The following is a 9,717-nucleotide window of genomic DNA, read 5'->3' on the forward strand; positions in this document are numbered from 1 at the left end:
CACCCGGCGACCGAGAACCGCATCGCGGCCCTGCAGCGCCTCGCCGCCGCCCATCTCGGCGGCGAGGCGCTGCAGGGCCGCGATGCGGTTCTCGGTCGCCGGGTGGGTGGTGAACAGGTTGTCCATCCGGGCGCCCGACAGCGGGTTGATGATGAACATGTGGGCGACGGCCGGATTGCGCTCCGCCGCCTCGTTCGGGATCTGGTGGGCGGCATTGTCGATCTTGGCGAGCGCCGAGGCGAGCCAGGCCGGGCGTCCGCAGATCTGGGCGCCCATCCGGTCGGCCGCGTATTCGCGCGTCCGGCTGATCGCCATCTGCACCAGCATGGCGGCGATCGGCGCGAGGATCACCATCGCCAGCGTGCCGATGATGCCGAGCCCGCCGCCGTTGTTCTCGCGGTTGCCGCCGCCGAAGAACATGCCGAACTGCGCCAGCATCGAGATCGCGCCCGCGATCGTCGCCGTGATCGTCATGATCAGCGTGTCGTGGTTCTTCACGTGCGCCAGCTCGTGCGCCATCACGCCGGCGATTTCTTCGCGCGACAGCATGTTGAGAAGGCCCGTGGTCGCCGCGACGGCGGCGTTCTGCGGGTTGCGGCCGGTGGCGAAGGCGTTGGGCTGCGGGTCGTCGATGATGTAGACGCGCGGCATCGGCAGGCCGGCGCGGCCGGCCAGCTCCTGCACCATCGCGTAGTATTCGGGGGCCGTGCGGGCGTCGACCTCGTGGGCGCCCGTCATCGACAGCACCATCCGGTCGGCATTCCAGTAGCTGAACAGGTTCATACCCGCCGCCACCAGGAACGCGATGGTCGCGCCGGTCTGGCCGCCGATCAGATAACCGACGCCCATGAACAGGGCGGTCAGCCCCGCCAGCAGGATCGCGGTCTTGAGATAGTTCATCGTGGTCCTCTTCGCGGGCCGCCCGTCCGGGCGGCCGTGTCGACCGTCGATATGGGAGGGGGCCGCAACCCCGACAAGCATACCGTGCAGGCGGGGCGCCGCGGCCGAGCGTCGCGCTTTTCAGCGTCCGTCACCGCACCGCTGCAGGGTTGACGGCGGCGGCCGGCCGGCGTTTCTGGACGCATGACCGACGAGCACGCCCCGAGCCCCGACACGATCCCGAGCGCCGCCGGCCCGACCGAGCAAGGCCCGAGCGCCGCCGGCGCGGCCGAGACAGCGCCGAAACTCCTGACCCCGGCGGCCCAGCGGGCGCTCGCCGAGGCGGCGGCGCGGCGCGCCGAGATCGACCAGCGTACCGCCGGCCGGCCGAAGGAGGTTCGCGGCCGCGGCGGGCTCGAGCCCGACCGCTACGGCGACTGGGAAGTCAAAGGCATCGCCAGCGATTTCTGAGCGGCCGAAGCGCGGCGGACGCGCCGCTCCGCATTGCCGGCCTCCCCGCGAATCGCTACCCTGTGACTATGATCAGGGGTTACGGAAGATATTCCCCACGACCGCGCTCGCGCGCCGACTCGCTGGTGGTCAGCGTGCTGGTGGCGCTCGCCGTGATCGGGCTCGCCGCCCTGAAGTCGTGGTGGGACGGGGACACGCCCGGCCGCGATCGGGCCCCACCGCCGCATGCCGACCTGCGCGGCGCACCGCCCAGGATCCCGGTCGACGTCACCTATGTGGTCGACGGTGACACCTTCGACGGCCGGCTGCATGCCGGGCCGGACCGGGTCGTCGCCGGCCGCATCCGGCTGCGCGGCGTCGACACGCCGGAGCTGCACGGCCAGTGCGAGGCCGAGATCGCCAAGGCCCAGGAGGCGAAGGCGGCGCTGCGCCGGCTGCTCGCCGAGGGCGAGGTCGTCCTCTCGGCGCCCGGCGAGGACAAGTACGGCCGCGTGCTCGCCGACGTCGCCACCCGCAAGACCGCCAATGTCGCCGCCGCCCTGATCGCCGCCGGCGTCGCCCGCCCCTATGGCGGTGGCCACCGCGCCGGCTGGTGCGGCCGGGGGTGACGCGGCCATACCTCGCGTGATGAAGCATCACGAATTTTTATTGGTTTGTCAGCGGCTTCCCTCTCGCTCTCGCGTCCGTCCGCACCGTGTGGCCGAGGCTAGTGACAACTGCAGCCTGACAACTTTCAGTCGATACTTGTCCAGTATTCTTGTCGTTTGTTGCCGCACCACAACAAAGAAACATGAACAGCACGCAATCGGGCGTTGGTGCCCGACCCTTCGCTTTTCATTGTTAGCAAACTCTGAATAGCTACCAGAGCACCCCCGGACGACCTCGAAAACCGCTGCCGCTTCGTTGTCACCATCTGCAATTTGCATGAGGGGGGAGAACCCATGCGCCGAACGACGACTGACTTACTCTTGGCGACCGCCGCCGTGGCGGCGCTGTCCGTGACCGCAGCCTCGGCGGCCGACCTGCCCGCCGCCTACAAGGCGCCCGTGGTGGTCGATCAGCCCTGGACGGGCGGCTGGCAGGTGCGTGCGCGCGCCCTCGCCGTGCTGCCGAAGGACAGCGTCGACCTCAACGTCGCGGCCCTCGGAGCCGCCGGCAACCTGCCGGACACCGGCTCGGTGAGCAACACGGTGATCCCGGAGATCGACATCAGCTACTACTTCACGCCGAACATCGCGGCGGAGCTGATTCTCGGCGTCACGCCGCACAAGGTTCGGGGCGAGGGCCGGCTCGCCGGGCTCGACATCGGCGAGACCTGGCTGCTGCCGCCGACCCTGACACTGCAATATCACTTCACCAATTTCGGCGCCTTCCAGCCCTACATCGGCGCCGGCGTCAACTACACGGTGTTCTTCAACACGTCCGGCGCCAACACCACCACGCTGGTGCCGCTCGGCGTGCCGGTCGCCGTCACCTCGCTGAGCCTGAAGAACAGCTGGGCGCCGGCCGTCCAGATCGGCTTCGACTACATGCTCAACAAGAACGTCGGCATCAACTTCGACGTCAAGTATCTGTGGCTGAGCTCCGACGTCACCGCGACGCTGAACAACGCGCTGGCCGTCACCGGCAAGGCCAATCTCGACCCGCTGCTGATCGGCGGCGGCGTGACCTATCGCTTCTGATCACAGGGGGATGTCATGAAGACGATTCTTCTCTCGACCTGCGCCGCCCTGTCGGTCCTGTGCGCCGGTGCCGCGGTCGCGGCCGACCTGCCGATCAAGGCCCCGCCTCCCGTCGTCCCCGTCCAGGCTCCGTGGACCGGCTGCGGCATCGGCTTCAATGTCGGCGGCGGCTGGGGTGACACCTGGTGGTCGAACCCGACCCCGGCGCTCGCCGGGTCGTACTCGCTGTCCGGCGCGGTGGCGGGCGGACAGCTCTATTGCGACTACCAGACCGGTCCGTTCGTGATCGGCCTCGAGGCCAGCTACGACTGGACCAATCTCGACGGCAACTACGCCAACGGCGCCGGCTACCTGCGGCAAACCACGGTCAACGCGCTCGGCGGCGCCGGCGGCCGCGTCGGCCTCGTGGTCGACAAGTCGCTGATCTTCGTCCGGGCGCAGGCCGTGTGGGCCGACGTCGATCACACCCAGACGCTGACCGGGTTCGCCGCCCAGACGATTTCCGAGACGCGCTTCGGCTGGGGCATCGGCGCCGGCCTCGAATACATGATCGCACCGGTCCTGACGGCGCGCATCGAGTACAACTACAACGACTTCGGCACGCAGAACTATTCCTACGCGGCGCAGCCCGCCGTCACCTACGGCGAGGAGCTTCGCCTGCACGTCTTGAAGCTCGGGGTCAACTACAAGTTCTGGTGAGCAACCCCCTCGCGACCCTTCACCAGCGACGTCCCCGACTTCGGAGGCCCCGGCTCGCCGGGGCCTTTTTCCTGCGCGTCGTCTTGCACGATGCGTCATCCGACGTCGGGGAGCCGGCGTCGCCGGGCGGCGCGAACGCAAGTCGGGCGCCTTGCGGCGCCCGACAGGTCCGATCGTCCCGATCGAGAGCGACGCGATCTCAGCGCGTCACCACCACGGTGGTGCCGACGCTGACGCGGCTGTAGAGATCGGTGACGTCCTCGTTGAACATGCGGATGCAGCCGTAGGAGACGTAGCCGCCGATCGAGCGCGGCACGTTGGTGCCGTGGATGGCGTACTCGCCGCCCGACAGCGTCAGCGCCGCGGCGCCCATCGGATTCTGCGGCGTGCCGCCCTTGATCACGTTCGGCAGGCCGGGCTTGTCGCGCTTGACCTCGGCCGGCGGCGCCCAATCGGGCCTCACATACTTGCCGGTGATGCTGGAGACGCCGCTCCACTGCTTGCCGGCCTTGCCGACGCCGACCGGGTAGCGCAGCGCGGTGCCGTCCCCGAGCACCAGGTAGAGCCGGCGCTCGCGGGTCTTCACCACGATGGTGCCGGCCTGGTAGCCCGAGTCCCTGAAGACGACCTGCTCGCGCGCCGAGGCCCCCTGCGGCGCCGCGACCGCGGCGATGCCGACCGCGACCGCGACGGCGGTCAACCCTGCTCCGATCCTTGCCATGTGTCCCCCTGCCCTGCTCGTGCTCGACGCCGGTGGCGACCGCGCCCCGTTCGTCGACGGCGCCCTCACCGTGGCCCGTCGTCCACGGATGAAACGACGCCAGCATTTGATATTCGGTGAGTTCCCGGCAAGCCCTTCAAAGCGTTCGTGATCGAAGTAAACGGCAGGTGCAGCAGAATCGTCACACTTGTTGTGGCGGATTTACCCGGCGGGGCTACGACAATGCTTGCGGAAAGGACCAAACCGGGTGCAACGGCTCGAGATTCGCGCGAGTCGTGATCCCGCCGGACCGGTAAACCGGCCCGGAACGACAACGCCCCCGCCGGCGGGCCGGCGAGGGCGTCAGGTCGTTCGAGCACGGACCAGCAGGCGTTCTCTAGTCATTCCGGGGCGCTGCGAAAGCAGCGAACCCGGAATGACAGCGTCCGACGCGTCAGGCGGCGCCGCGCTGGGAGGCCTGGCGGTTGTTGACGAGGTCGTCGACCACGGTCGGGTCGGCGAGCGTCGAGGTGTCGCCGAGATTGCCGAACTCGTTCTCGGCGATCTTGCGCAGGATGCGGCGCATGATCTTGCCGGAACGGGTCTTCGGCAGGCCGGGCGCGAACTGGATCACGTCGGGCGAGGCGATCGGGCCGATCTCCTTGCGCACCCAGGCGACCAGTTCTGCGCGCAGCTCTTCACTCGGCTGCTGACCGCTCATCAGGGTGACGTAGGCGTAGATGCCCTGGCCCTTGATGTCGTGCGGATAGCCGACCACGGCGGCCTCCGAGACCTTCGGATGCGCGACCAGCGCCGACTCCACCTCGGCGGTGCCGAGCCGGTGGCCGGCGACGTTGATCACGTCGTCGACCCGGCCCGTGATCCAGTAATAGCCGTCCTCGTCGCGGCGGCAGCCGTCGCCCGTGAAGTAGCGGCCCACATAGGTCGAGAAGTAGGTCTGCACGAAACGCTCGTGGTCGCCGTAGACGGTGCGCATCTGGCCGGGCCAGGAGTCGGCGATGCACAGGCTGCCCTCGCACGGCCCCTCGATCGGGTTGCCGGCCGGATCGACGATCTGCGGCACGACGCCGAAGAACGGCCGGGTCGCCGAGCCGGGCTTCAGCTTGGTGGCGCCGGGCAGCGGCGTGATCAGGATGCCGCCGGTCTCGGTCTGCCACCAGGTGTCGACGATCGGGCAGCGGTCGTCGCCGACGACGCGGTGATACCACTCCCACGCCTCCGGATTGATCGGCTCGCCGACCGAGCCGAGCAGCCGCAGGCTCTCGCGCGAGGTCTTCTTCACCGGCGCGTCGCCGGCCTGCATCAGGGCGCGGATCGCGGTCGGCGCCGTGTAGAAGATGTTGACCTTGTGCTTGTCGATCACCTCCCAGAAGCGGGAGTTCGACGGATAGTTCGGCACGCCCTCGAACATCAGGGTGGTGGCGCCGTTGGCGAGCGGGCCGTAGACGATGTAGCTGTGGCCCGTCACCCAGCCGACGTCGGCCGTACACCAGTAGATGTCGCCGTCGTGATAGTCGAAGACGTACTGGTGGGTGATCGAGGTGTAGACCAGATAGCCGCCGGTGGTGTGCAGCACGCCCTTCGGACGGCCGGTCGAGCCCGACGTGTAGAGGATGAACAGCGGATCCTCGGCGCCCATCTCCTCGCACGGACAGTCGGCCGAGACCGTCTTGGCGATCTCGTCGTAATAGACGTCGCGGCCGGCCTGCATGGGCACGGCGGCGTTGGTGCGGCGGACCACCACGATGGTGTCGACGCCGCCGGCGCGGGTCGCGGCCGCGTCGGCATTGGCCTTCAGCGGCACCTTGCGGCCGCCGCGCAGACCTTCGTCGGCCGTGATCACGACCGACGACTTGGCGTCCTCGATGCGGCCGGCGAGTGAGTCGGGCGAGAAGCCGCCGAACACGACCGAGTGGACGGCGCCGATGCGGGCGCAGGCCAGCATCGCGACGGCCGCCTCGGGGATCATCGGCAGATAGATGGTGACGCGGTCGCCCTTCTTGACGCCGCGCGCCTTCAGCACGTTGGCGAAGCGCGAGACCTCGGCGTGCAGCTCCTTGTAGGTGATCTTGCGATCGTCCTTCGGGTCGTCACCTTCCCAGATGATCGCGACCTGGTCACCGCGCGTCGCCAGATGCCGGTCGATGCAGTTGTGGGCGACGTTGGTGGTGCCGTCCTCGAACCATTTGATCGAAACGTTGTGCGGATCGTAGGAGGTGTTCTTGACCTTGGTGAAGGGCTTGAACCAGTCGATGCGGCGCGCCTGCTCGCCCCAGAAGCCGTTCGGATCCGTCACCGAGCGATGATACATCGCCTGATACGTGTCGTCGTTGAGGAAGGCCCGGTTCGCCCACTCGCCCGGAACGTCGTACACCTTGACCGTCGTCATCTGCTGCTCCCTCCGCGGCGGCAATTGATGTCGGGATCGCCCCGGCCGCGCCGTCCGTTTCCTCGTTTATCAATCAATAGGACGTGTGGGGGCGCCGCCACAAGACGGCCCGTCCTCACACTTTGGTCGACACGCCGGCCGCCGCGCTCCCGCGATGCCGCGAAACACGGCCGTGGACGGCCGTGAGGGCGGCTCCCGCGGACGATCCAGGTCCGGGGCGGGACAAGACGACGCAGCCGGGATCTGCGTCCCGTCGACAGGCGTCGCCGCGAAGCGTCTCGCAAACGATTGGGCCTGGCAACCGCTCGTTTGGTCCGCGTCGGCAAGTGCTTTGCATTATTTGGTCATTCCGGGGCGGCGCACAGCGCCGAACCCGAAATCCAGCCCAGGATGCGGAGTTTGCCTCTGGATTCCGGGTTCGCGCCGACAGCGCGCCCCGGAATGACGGCCCCTGAGAAGGACGCCCGCCAGCAGGTGCCGACGAGCCGAACTGGCATCTACTGATAATTTCGTGCTGCAGCGCAGCAGGCCGCGCGTCGCCGCTCGGCCTGATCACGTCGCTCTCACGCCCTCGTGAGACAGCCGCTCCTGTGTGAGCGCCCTCACATCGAACGCACCGCCGCACCCGCCATCGTGCCGGTCACACGAACCGTGGGCATCCGGACGGACCCAACCGCCGGAGCAGCACCGGGTCGCCGCCGGCATCCGCCGCGGCGCGCCCAGTCGGGGAGAGAGCCATGCAACGAGGTGCGGTCATGTCCTGTCGGTCGTTTCTGTTCGCGGGCGCCGTCGCGCTCCTGTCCTGCACGGCGCTCGGCAGCGCGCTCGCCGAGAGCCGCGTCGCGCTGGTGATCGGCAACGGCTCCTACACGGCGGTGCCGGCGCTGGACAATCCGGCGAACGACTCCAAGGCGATGGCCGAGCTCCTGCGCGCCGCCGACTTCGAGGTGATCACGGCGCGCGATCTCGGCCAGGCCGAGATGCGCCGGGCGATCGGCGACTTCGCCCGCACGGTGCGCAGCAAGGGCTCCGACACGGTGGCGCTGGTCTATTACGCGGGCCACGGCCTGCAGGTCGACGGCGACAACTACCTGGTCCCGGTCGACGCCCAGATCCGGCAGGAGTCCGACGTGCCGTTCGAGACGGTGCGGCTCGCCGACCTGATGAACGCGCTCGCTGCCGCGCCGGTGAAGACCCGCATCGTGATGCTCGACGCCTGCCGCAACAACCCGTTCGCGGCGGCCGGCCGCAGCGGCGGCCGCGGCCTCGCCATCGTCGACGCGCCGAACGGCACCATCGTGTCCTACGCGACCGCCCCGGGCTCCGAGGCCGAGGACGGCGAGGGCCGGAACAGCCCCTACACGGCGGCCTTCCTGAAGGTCGCCAAGGAGCCCGGCCTGCCGATCGAGCAGGCGTTCAAGCGGGTGCGCTACGCCGTCCACCAGGAGACCGACGGCCGCCAGACGCCGTGGGAGAGCTCGTCGCTCACCGGCGACTTCGCCTTCTTCAAGGGCACGGCCGAGACCACCGGCGTCGCCAGCGCCGCCTCCGGGCCGGCCGGCGGCCCGGCGGCCGCGACCGGCGCGGCGGGCGGGACGCAGGTCGCGTCGCTCGGCGGCGGTCCGGTGACCCGCTCGGCCGACGGCTGGCGCGAGACCCTGCAGCAGAAGTCGGCCCGCGAGGCCTACGAGATCGTCATTCGCGAGGATCAGCTCGAGGCCTACCAGGCCTATCTCGACCTGTACCCGGCCGAGACGATGGCGCCGCGTGTTCGAAGCCTGCTCGACCGCCGCCAGGAGCTGACCGCCTGGCACGAGGCCGCCACCCTCAACACGGCGGCCGGCTACCGGGCCTTCCTGGCCGAGTTCCCGGGCAGCGACTACGCCAAGACGGCGCAGCGGCTGATCGAGCGCACCGGCCGCACGGCCGGCGCCGAGGCGCGCGAGCGCAGCTGCGGCACCCAGACGATCCGGCGCCGCACCGACCTCGCGGGTCCGACCCGCCATGCGCTCGCCGACCCCGGCCCGGTCGTCCTCCCGGCGATCGCCCCGGTGGTCTCGGCGCCGGCGATCCTCGACCGCCCGTTCGGCGATCGCCCCTTCATCGGCCGTCCGCATTTCGGCCACCGCCCGATCCCGCCGCTCGGCGGCAGGCCCCAGGATGGCAAGCCCCATGACGGCAAGCCCGGCGACGGCAAGCCGCCCGTGCTCGGCACGCCGGGCGGCGACAAGCCGACCACCGGAAAGCCCGGCGGCGACAAGCCGATCGTCGGCCGCCCCGTGATCGACAAGCCCGTGATCGACAAGCCGGGCCCGATCGTCGGCAAGCCGATCGTCCGCCCGATCGTGACGAAGCCGGTGATCGCCAAGCCTGTCGTCACCAAGCCGATTGTCGCCAAGCCGATCATGACGAAGCCGATCATGACCCGACCCGTGATGACGAAGCCGATGATGGTCCAGCGGCCCATGATGGCGCGCCCGATGGGCGGCGGCTTCGGCGGCGGCATGAAGATGGGCGGCGGCGGCATGCGCTTCGGCGGCGGCGGCTTCGGCCGGATGCGCTGACCCGCACCAGGTGACGCACAGCACGACGGCCGGGCGCGAGCCCGGCCGTTTCGCCGTGAAAGATGCGGACTCAGCGTCGCGGCATTCTCGGTTCACCTCTCCCCGGCGGGGAGAGGTCGGAGTTCGCGCCACGGCGCGAACTCCGGGTGAGGGGGTGCCGCGCTCACCAACTGGCGTCGGCACCCCCTTGTAACTCTGATTGTCGCGACTCGCGTAGTCTGCGGGCCGCGGTGACGGGCGGGAGCCCGGGAGCCCCTGGGCCAGGTCAGGCCGTGGGTGAGCATGGTGCCCCGCCCGTCGTTCCATCGAACC

General features: G+C 69.5%; 8 protein-coding genes. 5 read left to right on the forward strand and 3 right to left on the reverse strand.

Features of this window, described 5'->3' with window-relative positions; genetic code table 11:
* Window positions 1-900: zinc metalloprotease HtpX (gene htpX / locus CCR97_RS26965; RefSeq protein ID WP_201160044.1), on the reverse strand; the 900-nt coding region annotated here is incomplete at its 3' end.
* 183 nt (window positions 901-1,083) lie between these two features.
* On the opposite strand from htpX, the gene CCR97_RS26970 reads away from it, so the two are divergent.
* From CCR97_RS26970 to CCR97_RS26985, 4 genes are all read left to right on the forward strand, one after another.
* Window positions 1,084-1,350, forward strand: a complete 267-nt coding sequence (locus tag CCR97_RS26970; protein WP_201160045.1) for a DUF1674 domain-containing protein — start codon at window positions 1,084-1,086, stop codon at window positions 1,348-1,350.
* A 125-nt stretch (window positions 1,351-1,475) separates the two neighbouring features.
* Entirely contained in the window at window positions 1,476-1,958 is a 483-nt protein-coding gene (locus tag CCR97_RS26975; protein ID WP_245429268.1) for a thermonuclease family protein, read from the forward strand.
* 333 nt (window positions 1,959-2,291) lie between these two features.
* Window positions 2,292-3,032: an OmpW/AlkL family protein gene (locus CCR97_RS26980; protein ID WP_111360396.1), complete on the forward strand. Its 741-nt coding sequence runs from the start codon at window positions 2,292-2,294 to the stop codon at window positions 3,030-3,032.
* Between the two features lie 15 nt (window positions 3,033-3,047).
* Entirely contained in the window at window positions 3,048-3,731 is a 684-nt protein-coding gene (locus tag CCR97_RS26985) for an outer membrane protein (RefSeq protein ID WP_111360397.1), read from the forward strand.
* A 199-nt stretch (window positions 3,732-3,930) separates the two neighbouring features.
* Here CCR97_RS26985 and CCR97_RS26990 read toward each other — a convergent pair whose 3' ends face one another.
* The gene (locus tag CCR97_RS26990) at window positions 3,931-4,452 is read right to left on the reverse strand and encodes a L,D-transpeptidase (RefSeq protein ID WP_111359473.1); all 522 of its coding nucleotides are present in this window, start codon (window positions 4,450-4,452) and stop codon (window positions 3,931-3,933) included.
* A 433-nt stretch (window positions 4,453-4,885) separates the two neighbouring features.
* Window positions 4,886-6,841 (reverse strand): acetate--CoA ligase, encoded by a 1,956-nt coding sequence (gene acs, locus CCR97_RS26995; protein ID WP_111359474.1) that lies wholly within the window; start codon window positions 6,839-6,841, stop codon window positions 4,886-4,888.
* A 755-nt stretch (window positions 6,842-7,596) separates the two neighbouring features.
* On the opposite strand from acs, the gene CCR97_RS27000 reads away from it, so the two are divergent.
* Window positions 7,597-9,405, forward strand: a complete 1,809-nt coding sequence (locus CCR97_RS27000) for a caspase family protein (protein WP_170146001.1) — start codon at window positions 7,597-7,599, stop codon at window positions 9,403-9,405.
* Window positions 9,406-9,717: the final 312 nt, after the last annotated feature.

The organism is Rhodoplanes elegans (genome assembly GCF_016653355.1).
GTDB classification, from domain to species: domain Bacteria; phylum Pseudomonadota; class Alphaproteobacteria; order Rhizobiales; family Xanthobacteraceae; genus Rhodoplanes; species Rhodoplanes elegans.

Coding starts and splice junctions, on each gene's coding strand:
- CCR97_RS26990 (WP_111359473.1), bottom strand. CDS start 4,452: ATGGCAAGGATCGGAGCAGGGTTGACCGCCGTCGCGGTCGCGGTCGGC.
- CCR97_RS26985 (WP_111360397.1), top strand. CDS start 3,048: ATGAAGACGATTCTTCTCTCGACCTGCGCCGCCCTGTCGGTCCTGTGC.
- CCR97_RS26980 (WP_111360396.1), top strand. CDS start 2,292: ATGCGCCGAACGACGACTGACTTACTCTTGGCGACCGCCGCCGTGGCG.
- acs (WP_111359474.1), bottom strand. CDS start 6,841: ATGACGACGGTCAAGGTGTACGACGTTCCGGGCGAGTGGGCGAACCGG.
- CCR97_RS26970 (WP_201160045.1), top strand. CDS start 1,084: ATGACCGACGAGCACGCCCCGAGCCCCGACACGATCCCGAGCGCCGCC.
- CCR97_RS27000 (WP_170146001.1), top strand. CDS start 7,597: ATGTCCTGTCGGTCGTTTCTGTTCGCGGGCGCCGTCGCGCTCCTGTCC.